The organism is Streptomyces glaucosporus, assembly GCF_039533345.1.
GTDB classification, from domain to species: Bacteria; Actinomycetota; Actinomycetes; order Streptomycetales; family Streptomycetaceae; genus Streptomyces; species Streptomyces glaucosporus.
Map to the genome: position 1 here is coordinate 172254 of NZ_BAAATJ010000009.1, position 24035 is coordinate 196288.

Sequence of the window (24035 nt, forward strand, 5' to 3'; positions counted from 1 at the left end):
ACAAGTGTCGCCCCGGGTCGCCACCCTGTCGAGCACACGGTAACCCCGGGGGCCGCGGGCGGATCCGGCGGCGGCGAGAATGGGGGCGATGCATCATGAGGACGGATCGGGGACCGCGGCCGCCTGGACGCTGATCGTGCCCCTCAAGCCCCTGGCCCTGGCGAAGAGCAGGCTGGCCGCGGCGGCCGGGGAGCGGCTGCGGCCCGAGTTGGCGCTGGCCTTCGCACGGGACACCGTGGCCGCGGCGCTGGCCTGCCCGCTGGTCGGAGATGTGGTGATCGTCACGGACGACCCCCGCGCGGGGGCGGCCCTGGCCGCCGCGGGGGCGCGGACCGTTCCGGACACCCCGGCCGCCGGCCTGAACGCCGCGCTGGAGCACGGCGAGGCGGTCGTACGGGAGCGGCGCCCGGGGGCCGCGGTGGCCGCGCTCAACGCGGATCTGCCGGCGCTCCGTCCGGCCGAGCTGGCGCGGGTGCTCGCCGCCGCGCGGGCGCATCCGCGGGCCTTCCTGGCCGATGCCGCCGGGGTGGGCACCACGTTGCTGGCCGCGGCTCCCGGGGCCGCCCTGGCCCCGGCCTTCGGCGGCGCCTCGCGCGACCGTCACCTGCGGTCGGGGGCGGTGGAGATCGCCTTGTCCGGGGTGGAGAGCGTACGGCGGGACGTGGACACCGGCGAGGACCTGGCCGCGGCGCTGGCCCTGGGTGTGGGCCCGCACACGCGCGGTCTCAGAAGGTCTGCAGCGTCACCAGCGTGATCCGGCGTTCCCCGCCCTCGTCCTCGGTCTCGATCCGCACCCGCTGGCCCGGGCGCAGCAGCCGCAGGCCGCCCGCGTCGAAGGCGTCGGCGCCGAAGGGGAGGGGGGTGCCGTCGTCGAGGAGTACGCTGCCGCTGCGGGTCGCGGGATCGTAGGTGTACGCGGTGGCCTGCATGGCCACGAGCCTAGACGAGCGGTGGGCCCGGAACGGGCCGCGGGCCGGGCCCCCCGGAGCCCGGCCCGGCGCGGTCGTGCACGTCGGCCTCACTTCCGGCCGGTGGCGGCCCGTTTCGCCGTGGTCTTGCGGGCCGGGCTCTTGCGGGCGGGGGCCTTCTTCGCCGTGGTCCTCTTCGCCGGGGCCTTCTTGGCGGTGGTCTTCTTGGCGGTGGCCTTCTTGGCGGTGGCCTTCTTGGCGGTGGTCTTCGCGGTGGTGGCCTTCTTGGCGGCCGTGGCCTTCTTCGCCGGGGCGGCCTTCTTCGCCGCGGCCTTCTTCGCCGTCGCCTTGCGGGTGGCGGTGCCGCCGGAGAGGCTGCCCTTGGGCGCCTTCTTCACGGCCACGTCGTTCTTGGGGAGCTTCTTCGCGCCGCTGACCAGGTCCTTGAAGCCCTGTCCGGCGCGGAAGCGCGGAACGGAGGTCTTCTTGACCCTGACGCGCTCGCCGGTCTGGGGGTTGCGGGCGTAGCGGGCCGGACGTTCGACCTTCTCGAACGAACCGAAGCCGGTGACCGAGACCCGGTCCCCGGCGACCACCGCACGGACGATCGCGTCCAGCACCACATCGACCGCGTCGGCCGCCTGCTGTCGTCCGCCGAGCTTGTCGGCAATCGCTTCAACGAGCTGCGCCTTGTTCACGTCTTCCCCTTCGGAGGCGTTGCCAGAACGGATCTGTCCGAGTGTCCGAGCTTTTTCGCACGGTAGGCAGATATTTACCGCAAATCAAACGCGAAACGGACGAATCACCCTTGTGCCGCAACGGAATCGACCATCACGTGCTTCCCTTCGCACGCCGGTCTTCCGGTTCCGCGGGGAGAGCTCCCCTGTCGATGTCCTCCATCAGACGTTCCAGCCGCCGTGCCGCACCGGCCAGATCGTGTTTCGACGCGGCCGTGATGACGAGGAGTCTCCGGGCGAGCGCCGCCCGTACGTCCTGGGGCACTTGCAGCCCGCGCACCGTGGCGTGCGCGTCCTTCAGCCGGGCGGCGACGAGGTCGTAGAGCGGGAGTTGACCGTCGCGTTCCATGCACAGATTGTGCCATTGAGGGCGACTTGTCGTCCCGGAGGACTCCAACGTGCGGGGGGAAGGGGATGTGCGGATGGCCCAACTCCGGACGGCTAACGGTGACTTCGCCCTCCCTCCGTGTGCCTGCCGCCGCTTCCCGCCGTCTTCTCCGTCTCCCCGCCCCGGCTTCCCCGGATCCGCGTCCGCAAAAGCCCGAGCGCCCCCGGCTCGGGCCGGGGGCGCTCACAGGCGTTCTCGGGGCGGGACCGCCCGCCGAAGCGGCGGTCAGGCCGCGAGGGTCCGCGGTTTGAAGGAGGGCCGCTTCGCCTCGTAGGCGGCGATGTCGTCCTCGTGCTGCAGGGTGATGCTGATGTCGTCCAGGCCCTCCAGCAGCCGCCAGCGGGCGTTCTCGTCCAGTTCGAAGCCGGCCTCGACGCCGGGCGCGGTGACCTTGCGCCCGACGAGGTCCACGGTGATCTCCACCGCCGGGTCGGCCTCGGTCAGCTCCCACAGCCGGTCCACGGTCTCCTGCGGCAGGACGACCGTGAGCAGGCCGTTCTTCAGGGAGTTGCCGCGGAAGATGTCGGCGAACCGGGAGGAGATCACGGTCTTGAAGCCGTAGTTCTGCAGCGCCCAGACGGCGTGCTCGCGGGAGGACCCGGTGCCGAAGTCGGGCCCGGCGACCAGCACGGTGGCGCCCTGCCGCTCGGGCCGGTTGAGCACGAACTCCGGGTCCTTGCGCCAGGCCTCGAACAGTCCGTCCTCGAAACCGTCGCGGGTGACCTTCTTCAGCCAGTGCGCGGGGATGATCTGGTCGGTGTCGACGTTGCTGCGGCGCAGCGGGACGGCGCGGCCGGTGTGTGTGGTGAAGGCTTCCATGGCTTGGCTCAGACTCCCGCGAGCTCGGTTGCGTCGGACAGGTCGGCGGGCGAGGCCAGGTGGCCCAGCACGGCGGTGGCGGCGGCGACCTGCGGGGAGACCAGGTGGGTGCGGCCGCCCTTGCCCTGCCTGCCCTCGAAGTTGCGGTTGGAGGTGGACGCGGCGCGCTCACCGGGCTTGAGCTGGTCGGGGTTCATGCCCAGGCACATCGAGCAGCCCGCGTGCCGCCACTCGGCGCCGGCCTCGGTGAACACCTTGTCCAGCCCCTCCTCGACGGCCTGGAGGGCGACCCGCACCGAACCGGGCACGACCAGCATCCGCACGCCGTCGGCGACCTTCCGGCCCCGCAGGATCTCGGCGGCCGAGCGCAGGTCCTCGATGCGGCCGTTGGTGCAGGAGCCGACGAAGACGGTGTCCACGGCGATCTCGCGCAGCGGTTTGCCGGGCTCCAGGCCCATGTACTCCAGCGCCTTGGCGGCGGCCAGCTTCTCGCTGGGGTCGGCGAAGGAGTCCGGGTCCGGCACCGCCGCGCTCAGCGGCGCGCCCTGGCCGGGGTTGGTGCCCCAGGTGACGAACGGCGCCAGCTCGGCGGCGTCGATGACCACCTCGTGGTCGAAGACGGCGTCGTCGTCGGTGCGCAGCGTCCGCCAGTACTCCACGGCGGCGTCCCAGTCGGCGCCCTCCGGCGCGTGCTCCCGGCCCTTCAGGTAGGCGAAGGTGGTCTCGTCCGGGGCGATCATCCCGGCGCGGGCGCCGGCCTCGATGGACATGTTGCAGATGGTCATCCGCGCTTCCATCGACAGCTTCTCGATGGCCGAGCCCCGGTACTCGATCACATACCCCTGGCCGCCGCCGGTGCCGATCCGCGCGATGATCGCCAGGATCAGGTCCTTGGCGGTCACGCCCTCGGGCAGCTCGCCGTCGACCGTGATGGCCATGGTCTTGAAGGGGGCCATCGGCAGGGTCTGGGTGGCCAGGACGTGCTCGACCTGGCTGGTGCCGATGCCGAACGCCAGCGCGCCGAAGGCGCCGTGCGTGGAGGTGTGGCTGTCGCCGCAGACCACGGTCATGCCCGGCTGGGTCAGTCCCAGCTGCGGTCCCACGACGTGGACGACGCCCTGCTCGACGTCGCCGAGCGGGTGCAGCCGGACCCCGAACTCCGCGCAGTTCTTGCGCAGCGTCTCCAGCTGGACACGGGAGACGGGGTCGGCGATGGGCTTGTCGATGTCGATGGTGGGGGTGTTGTGGTCCTCGGTGGCGATGGTCAGGTCGGTGCGCCGCACCCGGCGCCCGCTCTTGCGGAGCCCGTCGAAGGCCTGCGGGCTGGTCACCTCGTGCAGCAGGTGCAGGTCGATGTAGAGGAGGTCGGGCTCGCCTTCCGCGCGCCGGACGACGTGGTCGTCCCAGACCTTCTCCGCGAGTGTCCGTCCCATCGCTTTCCCTCCGGCCGGCAGCACTGCCGGCCTCGTCTCGACGTCCATGCCGCCACGTCCGCGTGAGCGTGGCGACCGTCACCCAAGCTTGGCGGCTTTCGGGGAGGATTGAACTTGCGTTTCGTAATGTGAGACGCGAGTATCGTTGCATGGACAACTCTAGCGGCGTCGGCGTACTCGACAAGGCGGCTCTGGTATTGAGCGCTCTGGAGTCCGGTCCGGCCACCCTCGCCGGGCTGGTCGCAGCGACCGGGCTGGCGCGCCCCACGGCGCACCGGCTGGCGGTGGCCCTGGAACACCACCGTTTCGTGGCCCGCGACATGCAGGGCCGGTTCATCCTGGGTCCGCGGCTGGCCGAGCTGGCCGCCGCGGCGGGCGAGGACCGCCTCCTCGCCTCGGCCGGCCCGATCCTCACGCACCTGCGCGACGTGACCGGGGAGAGCGCCCAGCTCTACCGGCGCCAGGGCGACATGCGGATCTGCGTGGCCGCGGCGGAACGGCTGTCCGGACTGCGGGACACCGTGCCGGTGGGCTCCACCCTGCCGATGAAGGCCGGCTCGGCCGCCCAGGTCCTGATGGCCTGGGAGGAGCCCGAGAGGCTGCACCGCGGCCTGCAGGGGGCCCGCTTCACCGCGACGGCCCTGTCGGGCGTCCGGCGGCGGGGCTGGGCCCAGTCCATCGGCGAGCGCGAACCCGGCGTCGCCTCGGTCTCCGCCCCCGTGCGCGGACCGTCCAACCGCGTGGTGGCGGCCGTGTCCGTCTCGGGCCCGATCGAGCGCCTGACCCGCCACCCTGGCCGTATGCACGCCCAGGCGATCGTGGAGGCCGCCAACCGGCTCACCGAGGCGCTGCGCCGCAACGGCGGCTGAGGCGCGGCCGGGCGGACCCGCCGCAATCCGCCCGGCGGCCCGCCTCTCCGGCCCGCTCGTGGTCTTCCCGGGTGGCCGGAGGGCGGAGCCGTCCGGACCGGGTGTGACGAGGGGCACTCGTACCGACCGCGTCCGGCGGCGGCCGCAGGCGGAAGGCCGGCGCTGCCGTCCGCACCGGGCTCCCGGCCCTGTGCGCCTCGTGGCATGAGGGGCGACGGGACGGGATTCCGGAAGCCGCACCCATAACGCCGATGGGCCCTCCGCCGAAGCGGAGGGCCCATCTCTTCTGCTCTGTACCCCCGACCGGATTCGAACCGGCGCTACCGCCTTGAGAGGGCGGCGTGCTAGGCCGCTACACAACGGGGGCCCTAGCCACGGTCCCTAGGGACCGAGTACCCCCGACCGGATTCGAACCGGCGCTACTGCCTTGAGAGGGCAGCGTGCTAGGCCGCTACACAACGGGGGCTTGGATCTTCCGAGAAGATCTCGCTGGGGTACCAGGACTCGAACCTAGACTAACTGAACCAGAATCAGTCGTGCTGCCAATTACACCATACCCCACCAGAACTCAACCTCTTGCGAGGCTTTCGCTCGGGTGATCGCCTTGCGGTTTCCGGCCTTTCGGTCCGTCCCGCCCGGCGACAGGAAGAACATTACCCGATCGCCGGCGATGCTCCAAAACGAGTTCCCGCCGGGTCGTCCGCGGCCGGTGCGGCCGGCCACGGAGGGGGCCCGGCCAGGCCCCCGGGCCGGTTCCGTCCGGGGACGGTCGCTCCGGGCCCCACGGGCTCCCGCCCCGGTGATCAAGCGGTGGCAATCGGCCCGGTGGGGCACAACCGTGGTCCGCCGCTCCCCGGCCGTGCGCGTGCGGCGCCTCCCCTGGTGCGACCGGCCCTCTCGGTCTCCGCGGCGCCTGCTTCCTCACGTCCTCCGCCCGGACCTTCCTGCCCGGACCGCCCCGGCTAGGGGCGCCTGCTCCGTGGCCGACGGGCCGGGAGAGGAGCCACAGGCCGCGACCCGCCTCCGCACCCGGCGAGAACCCGGCCGCCCCGGCGGCCGGCCGAAGGCGGACGGCGCGGCCGGAGACGTGCCCGCACCGGATGACGCTCCCGTCGACTCCGCCGCCAGAGCCACGGCCGACTGCGCACCGACGGGGAAACGGTCCGGGGCGCGGCCTCGCACCGGGGGATCGCCGGAACCCGGGCGATGCTCCCTGGGAATCGCTGCCGCACGCCGAGGAGTTGCCGGAGGAAACCTGCTCGTGAAGCAGACCGCGTCCGATCGGCTCGCCCGGGTGAGGAGCGGCTGCGGCACGGGGGCCGGCAGCGGGTTCGGGTTCGGCGAGCGAAGACGGGGCTCACCGCTCCCCGGGCCCTGTGGCCGCTCCTTCGAGGGAGCGGCCACAGTCGAGGACACGGTCCTCCGTGACGCCGACTGCACCGCGCCCTACGCAGACGGCAGCCCTCCGCCTCCCGGCGGGAATGAGTGATGGCCCCCTCAGGGGCCGAGCGGACGGGACCGCGGAACCGTGCCACGAGGGTGGCCGGGAGCCCTGATCCCGGCCACGTCTACTTGCCGGCCGGGAGCCCCGACGGTACGGGCGAGCTCGCCGACCAGAAGTCCGACCGCCTGTTCGGGGTCGGGATCTTCCCGCCCGAGTAGTCGGGCCCGTTGGGCTCGGTGCTCGGCGGGGGAACCGGCGACTCTTCGACACAGGGAGTGTCGGCGTCGAAAAACGCCTGCCCCTTGTACCCAAATGTCAGGTTGATTCGAAACCCATCGGGCGTTTCCACGAAGATGGCAGGGCTCTCCTGATCTCCGCGGACGGCCAGCACACGGTATCCGCTTTTCTTCCAGAACCTCTCGATCACTCCGAGAAAACTTCCCCGGCGTTCCTCGGAGATGACGGTCATCACCGCTACCCGTCGAGTTACCTGCCCTGTGCCGGTGGCGCCATGCTCCCCGTCGGCGCACGAGCCGTCCGTGGAGACATGGTGAGTCCACTCCACTCCCGGCTTAACGCTGCCCAGCGTATCCGCCAGGATTCCATCGGCTCGCCTTGCCGCTTCTTCCATGTTCATATTGAGGATCGCCCTGTCGACTTGAGACCCGCCCCCTTCTCCCTCCGTCAGCCCACACCCAGCGAGTGGTATGGCAAGACACAGGACCGCGATGTCACGAAACTTCACCGCGGATCCTCCGTCATGATCTTTTCTGGCTGCCCGGCGACAATAACCGCAATGTTGTCCGCCGACACCTGGTCCTTCCCCGGGTTGAAGTAGTTGGAGTGCGCCGGTGTGGGGCCCTCGCCGTCGACGAACGGCCGTGGCCCGTCGTCCACCTTGAAACGCTTGGCGCCGAACTCCTCGCTTGCCGGGTCCGTGCCGAACCACACGTCCTCGTCGTCGCTCGCCACGTCACCGAGCACGTATCCCCTGACTCCTCCCAGCACGCCCCCCAGAGGACCATTCGTGAGGAAGCCTTTCGCTCCCTCCTTCAGGAGCCCGCTTCCCTCCGGGCGAGACGGGAGTTTTGTCACCGGGTCGTTCTCCGCCGCGCCGACGTACACGTTCCCCTTCCCCACGTTCAGGTCCTCCGCTTTCTCCGCGCCCGTTCCCGGACTGCCGATCAGGATGATGTCGTCGGCTCCCGGAATTCCCCCGGGTCGTTGTGCGGCCTGTCCGACCGTGAGCGAACCGTATGAGTGGCCGATGGCCGTGACATGGGGATCGGCGTTCTCGTTCGTCGCCGAGACACCGCTCATGAAGCTGTTGTACGCGGGTGCCCCGGCCCGGGCGTGGTGGGGACTCATGACCGCCGCGTTGCCCGCCGCCTCCTCTGCGGGCAGTTGCGGTGCGTCGTATCCGAGCCAGACGATGGCGGCACTGGACGGATCGTACTTCTGGGCTCCGATCGCGGTGTCCCTCGCCCGCTTGAGGTCGTTGGTCGCGAAGTCCCTGTCCAGCGCTGTTCCCAGCCCCGGCACGTAGGCCGCCACGTTCTTCGCCGTGTCCGGGTTTCCGTAGCTGACGATCGCGCGGCCGTTCCCCTGGTCTCCGATGCCGAGCAGGAGCATCGGCGGGTGGCTCCCCTCGCGCAGTTCGCGGTCGATGACCTCCAGCCCCTGGAGCTTCGTCCTGGCCCGCTCGTCCTCGGATGCCTCCAGCTTCCCCATGAGCAGCGGCAGGTACGTTCGGTTGGCCTTGTCCCGCACTTCGGACGGGATGCCGTCCAGGTTGCCGATCCGGTCGGGGTAGACGGCCAGGTACCGCTCCCGCTGCTCCTCGCCCAGGCTGTCCCACCACTCCTTCCGCTCGGCGGGCGAGGCGTCCTCGGGGATGTCGTCCCCGAGGTGGTCGTCCGTCGCCTTGCGCACCGTGGCCAGGTCCCCGGCGGCGTCCGTCCACATGGCGTCCGTCACCGACAGGCCCGGTCCGGCCCTGAGCTTCCTCAGGGCCGTCGCGTACTCCGCGTCGATCCTCCGGGCGTCCTTCACGGCTCGCCCGATGCGGTCGGCGATGTCCTGCGCCCTCTCATGGTTCGGGTTGGGGTTGCGCAGCAGCGGGTCCGCCGCGTCGAGGAGTCCGGATTCCCTGGCCGTCCCTCCTTCGGGGACCTGCCCGAGAAGGTCCTTTCCCGCCGCCGGATAGCCGACCGTCCCGTCGTCGTGCACCGTGAACTTCCGGCTCTCCGCCTCCGCGAGCGCGTCCCTGAGGCTCTTCTGCACCGGCCTCAGCTCGGCGGCCAGTCCGTCCAGCGACGTGCGCACCATCCCGCACTCGACATGGATGTACCGAAAGTTCTCGCTCAGGCGCACCAGCCGCTTCACGGCCGCTCTCTCCGCCTCTCCCCTCTGGGTCTCGCGGAGCCCGGCCGTCATCTCGTTGTCGACCCGTGTCCGCGCCGAGTCCGCCCAGCCGCCGACACCGCGCCAGCCGTCCGCGGCGTCCCCGACTCCCGACAGGTCGAGGTCGCGGAGCTCCTGCCAGGTCAGTCCTCCCAGGTCCGGCGCCGTCACCGCGCGTCCCCGTCACGGTCCGCGCTCCGCTTCTGGAACGAGGACTTCACGCGGTGCTCGTTGTCGTCGTGGAGCCCGGCGACGTTCCGCAGCCCGGCGTCCAGGGCGTCGCACTCGTCCCGCACATCCCTCAGACGCGCTTCCCAGGACGAACGGACCGCTCCCAGCGCCCGCACGCTCTCCAGTCCGCGCCCCTCCGAAGTCACCCTCCGGTGTGATGCGCCGAGCCGGGCCAGGGACGACCGAGCGCCTTCCCGGAGGTCCCCGGCGACTCCGGCCGCCTTGATCCACGGCCCTGCGCTCTGCTCGAGACCGTCACCTCCGCCGGTGTCCGCCCTTCCGCCGGCGGAGGCCAGGGACATGCGCGCCCCCTCCCCACCGGGGGAGTTCACCGCCGCCCCGTCCCTGGGCCGCCCTGCCAGCTCGATCAGGTGGTGCCAGCAGGCCGAAGCCTCCTCGGTCGCCATGCCCCGTCCTCCCCGTCCACCCGGCGTCCCGCACGGGCGGACCGAATCGCCACTGCGCCACCGAGCGTAGACCCTCGGTGACGCTCCGCTGTGACGACCGCTCTGTCCGGTCGGCCCGGTCCCGCACACCGGCGGCCCTACTCGGTCCGCTTCGCGCGGCACGGCCGGAACACGGAGGCGGCATGGGAGTGCCGAGGAAGGCACGGCCTTCCTCGGCACTCCCGGTCAGGGCGGGGAACCGCGGGGTCTCACGCCTCCGCGGCGGCCTCCAGCTTCGCCAGGGCGGCGTCCACGCGGGCCAGGGTGCGGTCGCGGCCGAGCACCTCCAGCGACTCGAACAGCGGCAGGCCGACGGTGCGGCCGGTGACCGCCACCCGGATCGGGGCCTGGGCCTTGCCCAGCTTCAGGCCGTGCTCCTCGCCTGCCGCCAGGACGGCCTCCTTGAGCGCCTCGGCGTTCCAGTCCGCGTCCGCCAGCCTGGCGCGGGCGGTGCGCAGCAGGGCGTCCGCACCGGGCTTCATCGCCTTGCTCCAGGACGCCTCGTCCTCCACCGGCTCGTCCAGGAAGAGGAAGTCGACGTTGGCGGTGATGTCCGACAGGACGGTCACCCGGGTCTGGGCCAGGGGCGCGAGGGCCTCGAAGGCGGCGCGGTCGAACTTCTCCGGCGCCCACGGGGCGTGCGGAGCCCTCAGCCACGGCTCGCACCGGGCGATGAACTCCTTGGTGTCCAGCTCCCGGATGTGCGTGGCGTTGATGGCCTCGCACTTCTTGAGGTCGAAGCGCGCCGGGTTGGCGTTGACGGCCCCGATGTCGAAGGCCGCGACCATCTCGTCCATCGAGAAGATGTCCCGGTCCTCGGCGATCGACCAGCCCAGCAGGGCGAGGTAGTTGAGCAGGCCCTCGGGGAGGAACCCGCGCTCGCGGTAGAGGTTGAGCGAGGACTGCGGGTCGCGCTTGGAGAGCTTCTTGTTGCCCTCCCCCATCACGTACGGCAGGTGCCCGAACTCCGGGACGCTCCCGTTGCCCACGCCGATCTCGGCCAGCGCCCGGTACAGGGCGATCTGCCGCGGGGTGGAGGAGAGGAGGTCCTCGCCGCGCAGGACGTGGGTGATCTCCATCAGCGCGTCGTCGACCGGGTTGACCAGCGTGTACAGCGGGGCGCCGTTGGCCCGGACGATGCCGTAGTCGGGGACGTTCTCCGGGGTGAAGGTCAGCTCGCCGCGGACCAGGTCGGTGAAGGTGATGGGCTCGTCCGGCATCCGGAAGCGGACGATCGAGGGACGTCCCTCGGCCTCGTACGCGGCGATCTGCTCCTCGGTGAGGTTCCGGCACCTGCCGTCGTACCCGGAGGGCTTCCCCGCCTTCCTGGCGGCCTCGCGGCGCTCGTCCAGCTCCTCCGCGGTGCAGTAGCAGCGGTAGGCGTGGCCGGCCTCCTGGAGCCTGCGCGCGACGTCGGCGTAGAGGTCCATCCGCTGCGACTGGCGGTACGGGGCGTGCGGGCCGCCGACCTCGGGGCCCTCGTCCCACTCGAAGCCCAGCCAGCGCATCGAGTCCAGGAGCTGCTCGTAGGACTCCTCGGAGTCGCGGGCCGCGTCGGTGTCCTCGATGCGGAAGACGAAGGTGCCGCCGTGGTGCCGGGCGAAGGCCCAGTTGAACAGGGCGGTGCGGACCAGGCCCACGTGGGGGTTGCCGGTCGGCGAGGGACAGAACCGTACGCGTACGTCAGATGCGCTAGCCACGCTTGATCACCTTGTTGGTGAGAGTGCCGATGCCTTCGATGGTGACGGCGACCTCGTCGCCGACGTTGAGGGGTCCGACACCCGCCGGGGTGCCGGTGAGGATGACGTCGCCGGGCAGGAGCGTCATGGCCTCGGTGATGTGGACGACGAGGTCCTCGACGGAGCGCACCATCTGGCCGGTGCGGCCGAGCTGCCGCTGCTCGCCGTTGACGGTGCACATGACGGCCAGGTCCGAGGGGTCGACGTCGGTGACGATCCACGGCCCCAGCGGACAGGAGCTGTCGAAGCCCTTGGCCCTGGCCCACTGGGCCTCGGTGCGCTGGGTGTCACGGGCGGTGACGTCGTTGGCGCAGGTGTAGCCGAGGATGACGTCCGCCACCCGCTCGCGGGGCACCTGGCTGCACATCCGGCCGATCACCACGGCCAGCTCCGCCTCGTGGTGCACCTCGCGGGAGAAGGACGGGTAGACGATGGGGTCGTCGGGGCCGATCACCGAGGTGGAGGGCTTGAAGAACGCCACCGGCACCTCGGGGACCTCGTTGCCCATCTCCGCGGCGTGCTCGGCGTAGTTCCGGCCGATCGCCACCACCTTGTTGGGCAGCACGGGCGGCAGCAGCCGGACCTTGTCCAGGGGGATCCGTTTGCCCGAGCGTTCGAACTCGGCGAAGGGATGGCCCTTGATGATGTCGAGGACGAGGCCGTCGCCGCTCCGGGCGTCCCCTTCCACGACTCCGAACGCGACGTTGCCGTCGATGGAGAATCTGGCGATGCGCACGGGTGGTGCTGCCCCTCGTTGATCGCGGGTGGGAGTTGACACTCAAGGGTAAGCCCCGCACACCGGGGGTGTGCGGGGCCCATGCCGCGCGCGTTGTGGGGCCGGCGGACCGTGCGCCGGCGGCGGTCCGTCAGCGCAGACGTGCCATGAGGGCGTGCTCGACCAGGGTGATCAGCGCGCTCTTGGCCTCGGCCCGGTGACGGGCGTCGGTGGTGATGATCGGCGCGTCCGGACCGATCTGCAGCGCCTCGCGCACCTCGTCCGGCGTGTACGGCTGGTGACCGTCGAAGCCGTTGAGGGCGATGACGAACGGCAGACCCGAGTTCTCGAAGTAGTCCACCGCCGGGAAGCAGTCCGCCAGCCGGCGGGTGTCCACCAGCACCACCGCGCCGATCGCGCCGCGCACCAGGTCGTCCCACATGAACCAGAACCGGTCCTGGCCCGGCGTGCCGAACAGGTACAGGATCAGGTCCTGGTCCAGCGTGATCCGGCCGAAGTCCATCGCCACGGTCGTCGTGGTCTTGTCCCCGGTGTGGGTCAGGTCGTCGATCCCCGCCGACGCGGCGGTCATCACGGCCTCGGTGCGCAGCGGGTTGATCTCCGACACGGCGCCCACGAAGGTCGTCTTGCCCACGCCGAAGCCGCCCGCCACCACGATCTTCGCGGAGGTGGTGGAGCGGGCTGCACCGCTAGAGCTTGCGAAGTCCACTGAGCACCCTTTCGAGCAGTGTCACATCTGGCTGGCCACCGGCGGACTCGTCGCCGCCGGGCTGGTGGATGGCGACGAGACCGGCCTCGGCCAGGTCGGCCACGAGGATACGGGCGACGCCCAAAGGAATGGAGAGAAGTGCGGAGATCTCTGCTACCGATTTGATCTCGTAGCACAGATGGCAGATCCGCCGGTGTTCGGGGAGCTGGCCCTGGAGCTGGGCCGGCTGCGCCGTGGTGTGCACCAGCGCCTCGATGGCGAGCTGGTAGCGCGGGCGCGTACGGCCCCCGGTCATGGCGTACGGCCGCACCAGGGGCGCCGACTCGCCGCGGTTCCCCTGCTGGGCGCGGAGGCCCCGCGCCGTGTGCTCTTCCCCGCCGGAACGGGGAGGGGCCTGCGGCGCCTGCTGAGGCTGCTGGTACGGATGCGGCTGCTGGTACGGCTGTGGCTCTTGATACGGCTGTGGCTGTTCGTAGGGCTGGGACGCCGGCGTCTGCCACTGCCGGCTCGGAGTCGAGGGGAAGTTGAACCGCTTCATCCGCGGGTCGTGCTGCGGCTGCTGGGAACGGTGCTCACCGCCGTAGGAACCGCCTGGGGGCGTTGCCACGTCTCCTCCTCCACTGCCGGACGTCAGGCCGTCTCTTCCGGGGACCACCGGGGCCCATCGCGTCCCCGCACCCTACGGCGCGGAGACGCGATGTGCACGGCGTCTTATTAGTTGAGAAGGCTTCCCTGGAGTTCGGCACGGAGGTCCGGGGTCAGCACCGTACCCGCCCGGTCCACCAGCAGGGCCATCTCGTACCCCACCAGACCGATGTCCGCCTCCGGGTGGGCCAGCACCGCCAACGAGGAACCGTCGGAAATCGACATGATGAAGAGGAACCCACGCTCCATCTCCACCACCGTCTGATTCACCGCACCCCCCTCGAAGATGCGCGACGCACCAGCGGTCAGCGAGGTCAGACCCGACGCGACCGCCGCCAACTGATCGGCACGGTCCCGCGGGAACCCCTCGGACATGGCCAGAAGGAGGCCGTCGGCGGAGACCACCACCGTGTGCGACACCCCCGGGGTGTTCTCCACGAAGTTGGTGATCAACCAGTTCAGGTTCTGCGCCGCCTGGCTCATCGGGCTCACACTAACGCTCCTGATCGTAGGTGCTGCCGGGGCCGAAGCCCGGTCGGTCATTCTGGGTGGCGTCCGAGCCGCCCGCGGTGCGTCCCCTCCGGACGCCGCGGTGCAGGTTGCTCAACCTGCCTCGGACGTCCTCGGGGTCGCGGGAGACCTGAGGGCCGCCCTGGGGTGCCTGTTCGCCTTCCGCGGTGCCCGCGACCAGGTTGGCCTTGGGGACACGGCGGGGCAGGCCGGAGGCAGTGACTCCGCCGGCCTTGGGGTCACGGATCCGCTCCGCCCGCTGCCGGCGCTCGTCATTCGCCGCACGCCATCCGGAGTCATCGGGAAGATCCCCCTGACGAGGCACCTCCGGTGATTCCGTTTGTGGCTGGTACTGCGTGCCCGGGGTCTCCTGGGACTGCTGCCAGTTCCGCTCGCGGCGGGGAAGTCCCGCGCCGGTCAAGGAGGCAGAGCCGTCCGGGGAGACTCCCGGTCGGTTGAAGCCTACGCTTTCCCGGCCGTCTTCGGGAGCGCCGGGAGCGGATTCCGCTTCCGGTCCGGCCCCCCGGTCGGCGCCGTAGGGGCCGCCGTCGTACCCGGATCCGTGGTCCCCCTGGCGGTCCGGAGCGTACTCGCCCTGCCGGTAGCCCTGCTGCGGGTACTCGGCCTGGTAGTCCTGCTGGTACTCGGCCCGGTACTCGCCCTGGTACTCCTGCTGTCCGTAGGAGGAGTCCTGTCCGTAGGAGGAGTCCTCCCCGTAGGAGGGCTCCTGCCCGTAGGAGGAGTCCTCCCCGTAGGAGGAGTCCTGCCCGTAGGAGGAGTCCTGCCCGTAGGAGGAGTCCTGCCCGTAGGAGGAGTCCTGCGGGAACCCTGTCTGCGAGGCGTACTGCCCCGTCTGCTCGGGGTCGTAGGCGGCCGGCCGGCCGGAGGCGTACTGCTCCTGGCCGCCCTCCCCGCCGTATCCGCCGTTCTCCGGCTGGTACGGCGCCTGCGGCTGCGGCTGCTGCTGCGGCTGCTGCGCGTACTGCGCCTCCAGAGCCGCCCGGCGCTCCTCGCGCATCAGCGACCGGCCCACCGGGTCCAGGAGGGAGGAGGCGGCGTCCTGCGGCTGCGCCGGGGAACCGTAGCGGGAGTCGTCGAAGCCCAGCTCGGCGGCGGAGAGCTGCCGCTGCTCCCCGTGCGCGGACTGCTGCACGGTCTGCGGCTGCTCGGGGACGATCCGGGAGACGGTGAAGTCCTCCTCGGGCTGCTCCTCGCCGCCGCCGCCGTGGGTGATCTTCTCCGGGAGCATGACCAGCGAGGTGGTGCCCGCCTGCTCACCGGAGGGGCGGAGCTGGACGCGGATGCCGTGCCGGGCGGCCAGGCGGCCGACCACGTACAGGCCCATGCGCTGCGAGATGGCCGCGTCCACCGTCGGCGGGTTGGCCAGCCTGTGGTTGATGTCGGCGAAGTCCTCGGGCGTCAGACCGATGCCCTTGTCGTGGATCTCGATCATCACGCGGCCGTCGGGCAGCCGGGTCGCGGTGACGCGGACCTTCGTCTGCGGCGAGGAGAACGAGGTGGCGTTCTCCAGCAGCTCGGCCAGCAGGTGCACCAGGTCGGTGACGACGGCGCCGTGGATCTCGCTGTCCGGCACGCCGGACAGCTCGATGCGTTCGTAGTCCTCCACCTCGGAGGAGGCGGCGCGCAGCACGTCCACCAGCGGCACCGGCTGGTTCCAGCGGCGGCCGGGCTCCTCGCCCGCGAGGACGAGGAGGTTCTCGCCGTTGCGGCGCATACGGGTCGCCAGGTGGTCCAGCTTGAAGAGGTTCTCCAGCTGGTCCGGGTCGGCCTCGTTGTTCTCCAGTTCCGTGATGAGGGCGAGCTGGCCCTCGATGAGGCCCTGGTTGCGGCGCGAGAGGTTGGTGAAGATCGCGTTGACGTTGCCCCGCAGCATCGCCTGCTCGGCGGCGAGGCGGACCGCCTCGCGGTGGATCTGGTCGAAGGCGCGGGCGACCTCGCCGATCTCGTCGCGGCTGTTGATCGGGATGGGCTGGACCCTGGTGTCGACCTTGCCCGGGTCGGTGCGGGAGAGCTGGTCCACCAGCATCGGCAGCCGCTGCTGGGCCACGTCGAGAGCGGCGGTGCGCAGCCGGCGCATGCTGTTGCTCATGGAGCGGGCCATCATCCCGGCGACGACGAAGGCGACCAGCAGGGCGACCAGCACGATGACGGAGTTGACGATGGCTTCCTGCCGGGCGTCGTCCGCGATCTGCGCGGTCTCCTCCACCGCCCTGTCGGTGAACGACTTCTCCACCGTGCGGTAGGCGTTGAACTCGCCGGTGGCGACCGTGTACCAGTTCTCCGCGGTGACGCCGCGCGCCGCCAGCGCCTGGGGCGAGGCGCCGGAGCCGATGGCCTGGATCATCTCGTCGGCCAGCGGCGGGGCGGTGAAGTCCTCGCCGGCCGCGGCCGCCTCGTCCCTGGCCTCCTCGATACGGCCCTCGGTCTCCTCCTCGGCCTTGGCGAGCTCCTGCTGCAGCATCTGCCAGTCCTCGGGAGTACCGCCTCCGCGGTACTCGTCGAGGGCGATGCGCTCCAGGTAGGCGTACGAGGCGAAGGCGGTGAGCTGGCGCCGCTTGTCCTCCGCCTTGGGGCCGGGCTTGATCAGCAGGTGGGTACCGATGGAGCGCTGGAGGGAACTGGCGGCCTTGGAGAGCGAGATGGCGTAGACGGTACGGCCGTAGGAGGTGATGTTGCCGGTGCCCAGTCCCAGTTCGTTGGCGAACTCCATCAGCGGGTGCTGGATCCGGACGTAGCCCTCTTCGGTCTCCACACCGCTCAGACGCTTGGTGTAGGCGGCCGCACGCAGGTCCTTCAGCCCCGGCTCGACCTCGGTGAAGGCGGCGAGGCGTCGCTTGAGGCCCTGGTGGTCGGGCATCTCGTCGACGCGCCGGTGGAACTCCTCGGCGGCGGCGTCGGTGACGCCGCGGACCTCCTGGATCACCGGGTCGTCCGTGTTGCCCTGGAGGAGCGGCGCGGCGGTACGGTCCCGCTCGTCGATCAGCGCGTGGGCGTAGGTGGCGGCGGCCCGGACCAGCTCGGCGGTGCGGTTGGCCTCCTCGGCCTCGCGCAGCGTGTCCAGGGAGCTCTGCACCCGGTAACCGCCGAAGACGAGGGCCACGAGCACGGGAATGAGCAGGATGGCGTTGAGCCTGGTGGCCACGCGCCAGTTGCGGATCCCGAACCGGCCGCCTCCGCCACCCGCTCCCCCGCCGTTCCCGGGCAGGTCGGAGGACGCCTCCGCGACGCGCTGCGGCGGCGTGAAGTTGCCCCGCGGCTCCCGGGGCGGGGAGCTCGACTTGCTTCGCCTCACTCGACCAAACCTCTCGGCTTCAGCCCATCGTCTTCGATGCAACCGTGATTACTGCTGAGTTCAGCGAATTTCAGCACGCCGGACATGCGCTTTCCAAACACCTGGACCTGTGACGGCGCCTCCCGACACACGGGAAACAAAAGGGACATAAGCACCCACTCATCAATGAACCGCCGAAACTTTGTAAGCGCTGGGGAGCGGGGTGCTCGCGCCGAGTGTTCTCGGCGCCCCAATTCTCTTTCGAAACGTTATGAAGGCCGGGGCGGACGAGCGCGGAGGCGCGTCCGCCCCGGCCCGCGGCCGGCGAGGCTCCGTGGCACTCCGCGGCTCGGAACGAGACGGAGCGCACATGTGGGAATTCGGCGGAGGTTCAGCGCAGACGTGCCAGAAGGGCGTGCTCGACCAGGGTGATCAGCGTGCTCTTGGCCTCGGCCCGGTGACGGGCGTCGGTGGTGATGATCGGCGCGTCCGGACCGATCTGCAGCGCCTCGCGCACCTCGTCCGGCGTGTACGGCTGCTTTCCGTCGAAGCCGTTGAGGGCGATGACGAACGGCAGACCCGAGTTCTCGAAGTAGTCCACCGCCGGGAAGCAGTCCGCCAGCCGGCGGGTGTCCACCAGCACCACCGCGCCGATCGCGCCGCGCACCAGGTCGTCCCACATGAACCAGAACCGGTCCTGACCCGGCGTGCCGAACAGGTACAGGATCAGGTCCTGGTCCAGCGTGATCCGGCCGAAGTCCATCGCCACGGTCGTCGTGGTCTTGCCCGCGGTGTGGGTCAGGTCGTCGATCCCCGCCGACGCGGCGGTCATCACGGCCTCGGTACGCAGCGGGTTGATCTCCGACACGGCGCCCACGAAGGTCGTCTTGCCCACACCGAACCCGCCCGCCACCACGATCTTCGCGGAGGTCGTGGCACGCGGTACGGAAGTTCCGTAGGCGGCCTGCGGGCTAGAGCTTGCGAAGTCCACTGAGCACCCTTTCGAGCAGTGTCACATCCGGTGCACCACCGGGCTCGCTGCTGCTGCCCGGCTGGTGGATCGCCACCATCCCGGCCTCGGCCAGGTCGGCGACGAGAATCCGCGCCACCCCCAGAGGTATAGCGAGCAGTGCCGAGATCTCCGCGACCGACTTGACCTCCTGGCACAGGTGGCAGATCCGCTGGTGCTCCGGAAGCAGTCCCATGAGCTGTGCCGGATCGGCGGTGGTGCTCACCAGCGCCTCGATGGCGAGCTGGTAGCGCGGGCGCGTACGGCCTCCGGTCATGGCGTACGGCCGCACCAGGGGCTGGTCGCCTTCGCCGCCGTACGGCACGTGTTCGTTCAGGCCACCGTACGGACCGGGTGAGGCGGGCGGCGGGGTCATGGCTCCTCCGGGCGAGGCATGAAGGTCGGCGATGCGGACTGTGGTGCTCGTGTGGGGGGAGCGGGGTCTAGGTGAGAAGGCTTCCCTGGAGTTCGGCACGGAGGTCCGGGGTCAGCACCGTACCCGCCCGGTCCACCAGCAGGGCCATCTCGTACCCCACCAGACCGATGTCCGCCTCCGGGTGGGCCAGCACCGCCAACGAGGAACCGTCGGAAATCGACATGATGAAGAGGAACCCACGCTCCATCTCCACCACCGTCTGATTCACCGCACCCCCCTCGAAGATGCGCGACGCACCAGCGGTCAGCGAGGTCAGACCCGACGCGACCGCCGCCAACTGATCGGCACGGTCCCGCGGGAACCCCTCGGACATGGCCAGAAGGAGGCCGTCGGCGGAGACCACCACCGTGTGCGACACCCCCGGGGTGTTCTCCACGAAGTTGGTGATCAACCAGTTCAGATTCTGCGCCGCCTGGCTCATCGGACTCAACTAACGCTCCTGCTGGTAGGTGGGGCCTGTGCCGCGGCTGCCGCCGGTCTGGCCGCTTCCGGCCTGCCGGCCCTGCTGGATGCCCCGGCGGAGATTGGTCAGCCGGCCGCGGACGTCATCGGGCGCGCGCGAGACCTGCGGACCGGCCGGCGCGGCCGGCCGCTGCTGCGCGGTGCCCGCGACCAGGTTGGCCTTGGGGACACGGCGGGGCAGGCCGGACGTGGTGACTCCGCCCGAAGCGGGCTGGCGGAGCTGTTCGGCCCGGCGCCAGCGCTCGTCGTTCGGAGTCTCCTCCCAGGCGTCGCCGGACGAACCGCCGGCGGACTGTTCCTGCGGCCTCGGCGAAGCCGCCGCGGCGGGCTTGTCGGACCGCGCGGCGGAAGCCGGGGCTCCTCCGGCCCCCGCGGACGAGGAGTCGCCCGAGGACGCGGACTGCGCCTGCTGGGCGGCATGCCTGGCGCTGAACCAGCTCGACTCGACCGACTCGAAGATCGGGGTGCGCTCCTCCCCGCCGGCGGTGGAGGCGGAGGAACTGCCCGGCAGTTCGTAACCGGTGGTGTCGCGGGTGGCGGGAGCGCTCTGCCGGGGCGCGTACTGGCCCGTGTCCTGGGAGACCTGCGGGCTCGGGAACTGCCCCGTCTCCTGCGGACGGGGGTACTGACCCGTCTCCTGGGAGACCTGCGGACTCGGGAACTGCCCCGTCTCCTGCGGACGGGGGTACTGACCCGTGTCCTGAGACACCTGCGGACTCGGGAACTGCCCCGTCTCCTGCGGACGGGGGTACTGACCCGTGTCCTGAGACACCTGCGGACTCGGGAACTGCCCCGTCTCCTGCGGACCCCGGTGCCCTCCCTGGGGGAGGGGCTGCGCGGGGCGCGGGAAGTGGGGGGTGTCGCCGGGTCCGGAGGGCTGGCGGTACGCGCCCGCACCGGGGAACTCCGCGGTGGACTCGACCTCCTCGTGCCCCCTCGGTGCGTCGGGCAGCTCGTGCGGACCGGACGCCGGGTTGCCGCGACCGGCGGCCCAGCTCGGGCGCCGCTCGCCCGGTCCCGCGGGCAGCTCGCCCGCGGAGACGCCGTCACGCTGCGCGGGCCGGGCGTTCCGGGCTTCGGGGCGTGCGTCGGCGCCGAAGGAGTTGGGCGCGCCGGCTCCGGCCGGAGCGCCGGGCCCCGGGCGGGCGGGCTGCTGTCCGGGGTTCGGGCCGGGACGGGAGGGGGCCCCGGCGCCGCCCGGCAGCGCGGCGCGCGAGGAGCCGCCCTGGACCTGGCCGCGGGTGGGCAGCGCACCGAGCCGGCTCGTGCCGGCCGGCGCTCCCGCCGGCGGCTCGCGCCGGAGCGTGGCGGACGGGCCGGGGCCCTGGCCGCCCTCGCCGGGCTTCTTCTGCTGCTGTCCGCCGCGCTGGGTGACGTCGACCGGGAGCATGACCAGCGCGGTCGTGCCTCCGGAGTCCGAGGGCCTGAGCTGGATGCGGATGCCGTGGCGCAGGGAGAGCCGGCCGACCACGAACAGGCCCATGCGGCGGGAGACCGAGACGTCGACCGTCGGCGGGTTGGCGAGCCGTTCGTTGATCGCCGCCAGGTCCTCGGGCGACAGGCCGATGCCCGTGTCGTGGATCTCGATCAGCACGCGGCCGTCGGGCAGCGCGTGACCGGTGACGCGGACCTTGGTCTGCGGCGAGGAGAACGAGGTGGCGTTCTCCAGCAGCTCGGCCAGCAGGTGCACCAGGTCGTTGACGACCCGGCCCGCCACCTGGGTGGTGGGGACGGCGTTCAGTTCGATGCGCTCGTACTGCTCCACCTCGGACGCGGCGGCGCGCAGCACGTCCACCAGCGGGACCGGGCGCGTCCAGCGGCGGCCGGGCTCCTCGCCCGCGAGGACGAGGAGGTTCTCGCCGTTGCGGCGCATACGGGTCGCCAGGTGGTCCAGCTTGAACAGCGAGGAGAGCTGGTCCGGGTCGGCCTCGCGGGACTCCAGTTCCGAGATGATCGACAGCTGGCGCTGGATCAGGCCCTGGCTGCGGCGCGAGAGGTTGGTGAACATCGCGTTGACGTTGCCCCGCAGCAGCGCCTGCTCGGCGGCGAGGCGGACCGCCTCGCGGTGGACGTCGTCGAACGCCGCGGCCACCCGGCCGATCTCGTCGCGGCTGTGGACGCCGACGGACTCCACGGAGGTGTCGACGTCCTGCGGGTCGGCCTCGGAGAGCTGCTTGACCAGTTCGGGCAGGCGGCGACGGGCGACGTCCTGCGCGGTGTCCTGCAGCCGGCGCAGCGAGCGGACCATGGAGCGGGCCACGACGAACGCGCCGACCAGCGAGATGCCGAGCACGAGCAGGACGAGGACACCGTTGAGGAAGGCGTCCTGCTGGGCCTCGGCGCGCAGCCGGCGGGCCTGGTCGTCCATCTCCGTGAGCAGGGAGGCCTCGATCTTGCCCATCTGCTCGATCTTCACCTGGTCCTGGTCGAACCAGTCCAGGTAGGAGCGGTTCTCGCGCGAGATGCCCTCGGGGTCCTTCACCACGCGCTCGGCGTACTTGTCGGCCGAGGTGATGTTGACGATGCCCTCGTCCAGCGGCTTGGTGAGCTCGGCCGCCTCGCCGGTCCCGTAGATCTCGGCGAAGCGCTTGCGCGCGGTGCGCTCGCCCTGCCAGGCGGACGCGATGTAGAGGTGGTCGCTGTCCGAGAGTTCCGGGCCGCCCTTGCGGGCCAGGCCGGCGCTGATGATCGCGCGCTGTATGGAGGCGTACTCCTTCGCGGAGGAGAACGCGGCCAGCGCGCGGGTGCTCTGGATCATGTCCGGGTTGCTGGTGGCCTGTGCCATGTCCTGCGACAGGCTCAGCAGCGACTCGATCAACTGGTTGTAGTCGTTGACCGTCCGGGAGATGTTGTCCGGGTTGTCGTACGCCCGCTCGCGGATCTCCTTCAGCGAGTTGAGCTGCCGGGAGATGTCGACGATCGTGGCCTTGATGCCGGAGAGCGTCTTGTCGTCGGCGCTCTCGATCCCGCCGCTGGCGTCGAAGAACGCCGTCTTGACCCGGTCCGTCGTCTCGCGGGGGCCGACGACCGCGTCGTCCTTGGGGTTTCCGGTGCCGGTGAGCGGGCCGGCCGAGCGGTCCCGTTCCTCCTGGAGAGCCGCCGCCAGCTCGGTGGCGTGCTCGGTCATCTCCGTGAGGAGCTTCATGTTGTCGAGCTGGTCGACCTCTTCCAGCGAGCTCTGGATACGCAGTGCGCCCAGCGAGGTGGCCGCTACGACCGGCAGGGCCAGCAGCGAGACCAGACGGGTACTGATGCGCCAGTTGCGGAGGGCGAGACGTGAGCCCGTCGCACTGGGCTCCTTGGACTTCGGGCCGTCTCCCGGCCCGCCGTCCGGCTGCGCGTCCGTGCGCTTGTCCCCATCGGCGCCGAGGGCCTGCTCCCGGCCACCGTTCTCCTGGGCGCGCTGGGGCGAGGAGCCGCGGTCGGCCGCACCGCGCAGCTCCGGGTCCCCCACAGCGCTGCCATCCCTCTTGAAACGTCCCTGCACTAGCGTCGCAACCTCTGGACCAGGCGTCCCCCCGCGAACGGCGGAACGGTATCGAGTCGGAAAGGTCCTCGAGGACCCCCCTGACGGTCGTGAGTGACCGGCGCGCCCCCAAGTCGCCGCCGCGCGGCGCTGCTGTGCGCCCCCTTGCGCGCCGGCTCCTCTGCGGCGGTCCGTGGAATTCCAGCACAGTGCCGGAACTCCAACAAGGTCCGCAGACAAGGCCGCGGCCCGGGTTACGCTGTGCAGACGGCGCGTCGCTCAGGGTGCAGACGAATAACGCACATTACGGACTTTTGGCAGCTAGCTCCCCGCCTGCTCCCCGAGGGCACCCACTGCCCCGGTAGCACCGTCGGAGAGTTGAATATCCGACTTACGGCATGTATGTCCGTTTGTCATCCCGGGCGAGACGGACCTTTATGTCGCGTTTGCCCAACCCTCCGTGAGTAAAATCACAGGCGGATCGTTATCCGCGTCATGCCTGGAGGGTAAGAGGGACCCTTACGCTCAGCTTGGCAGAACGACGTGAACGACAAGAAGGCGAACGAGGCAGACCTGGTGAAGACCACGACGACCGCGCGCAGTGTCGCCAACCCGCGGCGCACCACCCTGGCCCATCTCAAGGACGCCGAGACGCCGACCGCGGTTCCCGCGGCCGAGCGCACCGGCGAGGAGACGGCGGAGGCCGTCGTCCTGCCGGCCCAGACCGCCAACCCGCGGCGGACCGTCCTGATGGACTCCCCTGTCGGCTGACCTCCTCCGCGTCCGCGGCGACGGAACGCCTCGGCCCCGCACACCCGGTGGACACGGTGTGCGGGGCCGAGGCGTTCCGTCGCCCGGGCCCCCCGGCGGAACTCAGTGCTGCCAGCTGTGCGGGGCGTGGTAGACGGGAAGCCGTTCGGGGCGGCGCCAGGGCGCCGAGGCGCGGCGGGGACGCCGGGGCTCGGCGGAGCGGGTGCGGGCGGCTGCGCGGGCGAGGAGCAGGGCGGTGACCGCGGCGAGTTCCTCCTCGCTGGCCTGTCCCCTCTCGACCCGGACCACGTCGGTGGCAAGGCTGCTCATGAAACTCTTCCTCACTGGATCACGGTGATCGTCACTGGGGCGGGTTGCCGTGCTTGCGGGCCGGCAGGTCCGCGTGCTTGGCGGACAGCATGGCCAGGGTGTGGGCGAGGACGGTGCGGGTGTCGGCCGGGTCGATGACGTCGTCGACCAGGCCCCGCTCGGCCGCGTAGTACGGATGCATCAGCTCGGCCCTGTACTCCTTGACCAGCTCCTCCCGCGCCGCGTCGGGATCGTCGGCCGCGGCGATCTGCCGGCGGAAGATCACGTTGGCGG

At 71.1% G+C, this 24035-nt stretch carries 23 protein-coding genes and 3 tRNA genes; 3 read left to right on the forward strand and 23 right to left on the reverse strand.

Translation table 11 applies throughout. The features are described 5' to 3' along the window. Positions 1-88 precede the first annotated feature (88 nt). Entirely contained in the window at positions 89-754 is a 666-nt protein-coding gene (gene cofC / locus ABD358_RS12800) for a 2-phospho-L-lactate guanylyltransferase (protein WP_344631072.1), read from the forward strand. On the opposite strand, the gene ABD358_RS12805 is transcribed toward cofC, so the two are convergent. From ABD358_RS12805 to leuC, 5 genes are all read right to left on the reverse strand, one after another. Beyond that, positions 726-929 carry a hypothetical protein gene (locus tag ABD358_RS12805; RefSeq protein ID WP_344631073.1) on the reverse strand — a complete coding sequence of 68 codons (204 nt, stop codon included), beginning with the start codon at positions 927-929 and terminating at the stop codon, positions 726-728. The genes cofC and ABD358_RS12805 overlap by 29 nt on opposite strands. Positions 930-1018: 89 nt before the next feature. Continuing rightward, positions 1019-1606, reverse strand: coding sequence for an HU family DNA-binding protein (locus ABD358_RS12810; protein WP_344631074.1), 588 nt, complete (start codon positions 1604-1606; stop codon positions 1019-1021). A gap of 133 nt (positions 1607-1739) precedes the next feature. Next, complete coding sequence (locus ABD358_RS12815; protein WP_344631075.1) at positions 1740-1994, reverse strand: SCO5555 family protein; 255 nt, start codon at positions 1992-1994, stop codon at positions 1740-1742. A gap of 264 nt (positions 1995-2258) precedes the next feature. Then, positions 2259-2852 (reverse strand): 3-isopropylmalate dehydratase small subunit, encoded by a 594-nt coding sequence (gene leuD / locus ABD358_RS12820; protein ID WP_344631076.1) that lies wholly within the window; start codon positions 2850-2852, stop codon positions 2259-2261. Positions 2853-2860: 8 nt separating this feature from the next. Then, on the reverse strand, positions 2861-4285 hold the full coding sequence (leuC, locus tag ABD358_RS12825) for a 3-isopropylmalate dehydratase large subunit (protein ID WP_344631077.1): 1425 nt from the start codon (positions 4283-4285) through the stop codon (positions 2861-2863). A gap of 149 nt (positions 4286-4434) precedes the next feature. Between leuC and ndgR the strand changes: the two genes are divergently transcribed. After that, positions 4435-5154 (forward strand): IclR family transcriptional regulator NdgR, encoded by a 720-nt coding sequence (gene ndgR / locus ABD358_RS12830; protein WP_031508230.1) that lies wholly within the window; start codon positions 4435-4437, stop codon positions 5152-5154. Positions 5155-5448: 294 nt separating this feature from the next. Here ndgR and ABD358_RS12835 read toward each other — a convergent pair. From ABD358_RS12835 to ABD358_RS12910, 16 genes are all read right to left on the reverse strand, one after another. Further along, positions 5449-5521: transfer RNA gene (locus tag ABD358_RS12835), tRNA-Glu, on the reverse strand. 26 nt (positions 5522-5547) lie between these two features. Further along, a tRNA-Glu gene (locus ABD358_RS12840) sits at positions 5548-5620 on the reverse strand. A gap of 23 nt (positions 5621-5643) precedes the next feature. Further along, positions 5644-5715 (reverse strand) — tRNA-Gln (locus ABD358_RS12845). A 1007-nt stretch (positions 5716-6722) separates the two neighbouring features. Continuing rightward, a complete protein-coding gene (locus ABD358_RS12850; protein ID WP_344631078.1) occupies positions 6723-7343 on the reverse strand; it encodes a hypothetical protein in 621 nt (206 codons plus the stop codon). Beyond that, complete coding sequence (locus ABD358_RS12855; RefSeq protein ID WP_344631079.1) at positions 7340-9172, reverse strand: alpha/beta hydrolase; 1833 nt, start codon at positions 9170-9172, stop codon at positions 7340-7342. Before ABD358_RS12855 ends, ABD358_RS12850 begins: the two co-directional genes overlap by 4 nt. After that, a complete protein-coding gene (locus ABD358_RS12860) occupies positions 9169-9639 on the reverse strand; it encodes a hypothetical protein (RefSeq protein WP_344631080.1) in 471 nt (156 codons plus the stop codon). Before ABD358_RS12860 ends, ABD358_RS12855 begins: the two co-directional genes overlap by 4 nt. A 248-nt stretch (positions 9640-9887) precedes the next feature. Beyond that, positions 9888-11378, reverse strand: coding sequence for a glutamate--tRNA ligase (gltX, locus tag ABD358_RS12865; protein ID WP_344631081.1), 1491 nt, complete (start codon positions 11376-11378; stop codon positions 9888-9890). Further along, positions 11371-12153, reverse strand: a complete 783-nt coding sequence (locus ABD358_RS12870) for a fumarylacetoacetate hydrolase family protein (protein WP_344631082.1) — start codon at positions 12151-12153, stop codon at positions 11371-11373. Before ABD358_RS12870 ends, gltX begins: the two co-directional genes overlap by 8 nt. Positions 12154-12283: 130 nt before the next feature. Continuing rightward, the gene (locus ABD358_RS12875) at positions 12284-12862 is read right to left on the reverse strand and encodes a GTP-binding protein (RefSeq protein WP_344631083.1); all 579 of its coding nucleotides are present in this window, start codon (positions 12860-12862) and stop codon (positions 12284-12286) included. After that, a complete protein-coding gene (locus tag ABD358_RS12880) occupies positions 12843-13469 on the reverse strand; it encodes a DUF742 domain-containing protein (protein ID WP_344631084.1) in 627 nt (208 codons plus the stop codon). The genes ABD358_RS12875 and ABD358_RS12880 overlap by 20 nt, the downstream gene beginning before the upstream one ends. Positions 13470-13576: 107 nt before the next feature. Then, on the reverse strand, positions 13577-13990 hold the full coding sequence (locus tag ABD358_RS12885; protein WP_155072008.1) for a roadblock/LC7 domain-containing protein: 414 nt from the start codon (positions 13988-13990) through the stop codon (positions 13577-13579). Between the two features lie 10 nt (positions 13991-14000). Next, positions 14001-17330, reverse strand: coding sequence for a sensor histidine kinase (locus ABD358_RS12890; protein ID WP_344631085.1), 3330 nt, complete (start codon positions 17328-17330; stop codon positions 14001-14003). A gap of 370 nt (positions 17331-17700) precedes the next feature. Then, a complete protein-coding gene (locus tag ABD358_RS12895; protein ID WP_344631086.1) occupies positions 17701-18300 on the reverse strand; it encodes a GTP-binding protein in 600 nt (199 codons plus the stop codon). Next, positions 18281-18694: a DUF742 domain-containing protein gene (locus tag ABD358_RS12900; RefSeq protein WP_344631087.1), complete on the reverse strand. Its 414-nt coding sequence runs from the start codon at positions 18692-18694 to the stop codon at positions 18281-18283. Before ABD358_RS12900 ends, ABD358_RS12895 begins: the two co-directional genes overlap by 20 nt. A gap of 67 nt (positions 18695-18761) precedes the next feature. Beyond that, positions 18762-19175: a roadblock/LC7 domain-containing protein gene (locus tag ABD358_RS12905; protein WP_344631098.1), complete on the reverse strand. Its 414-nt coding sequence runs from the start codon at positions 19173-19175 to the stop codon at positions 18762-18764. Between the two features lie 9 nt (positions 19176-19184). Continuing rightward, complete coding sequence (locus ABD358_RS12910; protein WP_344631088.1) at positions 19185-22703, reverse strand: sensor histidine kinase; 3519 nt, start codon at positions 22701-22703, stop codon at positions 19185-19187. A gap of 555 nt (positions 22704-23258) precedes the next feature. Here ABD358_RS12910 and ABD358_RS12915 point away from each other — a divergent pair. Continuing rightward, on the forward strand, positions 23259-23453 hold the full coding sequence (locus tag ABD358_RS12915; protein ID WP_344631099.1) for a hypothetical protein: 195 nt from the start codon (positions 23259-23261) through the stop codon (positions 23451-23453). Positions 23454-23555: 102 nt separating this feature from the next. Here the strand turns inward: ABD358_RS12915 and ABD358_RS12920 are convergent, their stop codons facing one another. Both ABD358_RS12920 and ABD358_RS12925 read right to left on the reverse strand, forming a co-directional pair. Beyond that, positions 23556-23762, reverse strand: coding sequence for an acyl-CoA carboxylase epsilon subunit (locus tag ABD358_RS12920; protein WP_344631089.1), 207 nt, complete (start codon positions 23760-23762; stop codon positions 23556-23558). Between the two features lie 31 nt (positions 23763-23793). Next, a partial coding sequence (locus ABD358_RS12925; RefSeq protein WP_344631090.1) for a carboxyl transferase domain-containing protein occupies positions 23794-24035 on the reverse strand: 242 nt, incomplete at its 5' end.

Bases quoted from the DNA above. Each gene is read 5' to 3' on its own strand.
- ABD358_RS12815 (WP_344631075.1), bottom strand. From the start codon at position 1,994: ATGGAACGCGACGGTCAACTCCCGCTCTACGACCTCGTCGCCGCCCGG.
- ABD358_RS12805 (WP_344631073.1), bottom strand. From the start codon at position 929: ATGCAGGCCACCGCGTACACCTACGATCCCGCGACCCGCAGCGGCAGC.
- ndgR (WP_031508230.1), top strand. From the start codon at position 4,435: ATGGACAACTCTAGCGGCGTCGGCGTACTCGACAAGGCGGCTCTGGTA.
- ABD358_RS12860 (WP_344631080.1), bottom strand. From the start codon at position 9,639: ATGGCGACCGAGGAGGCTTCGGCCTGCTGGCACCACCTGATCGAGCTG.
- ABD358_RS12920 (WP_344631089.1), bottom strand. From the start codon at position 23,762: ATGAGCAGCCTTGCCACCGACGTGGTCCGGGTCGAGAGGGGACAGGCC.
- ABD358_RS12900 (WP_344631087.1), bottom strand. From the start codon at position 18,694: ATGACCCCGCCGCCCGCCTCACCCGGTCCGTACGGTGGCCTGAACGAA.
- leuD (WP_344631076.1), bottom strand. From the start codon at position 2,852: ATGGAAGCCTTCACCACACACACCGGCCGCGCCGTCCCGCTGCGCCGC.
- cofC (WP_344631072.1), top strand. From the start codon at position 89: ATGCATCATGAGGACGGATCGGGGACCGCGGCCGCCTGGACGCTGATC.
- ABD358_RS12885 (WP_155072008.1), bottom strand. From the start codon at position 13,990: ATGAGCCAGGCGGCGCAGAACCTGAACTGGTTGATCACCAACTTCGTG.
- leuC (WP_344631077.1), bottom strand. From the start codon at position 4,285: ATGGGACGGACACTCGCGGAGAAGGTCTGGGACGACCACGTCGTCCGG.
- ABD358_RS12905 (WP_344631098.1), bottom strand. From the start codon at position 19,175: ATGAGCCAGGCGGCGCAGAATCTGAACTGGTTGATCACCAACTTCGTG.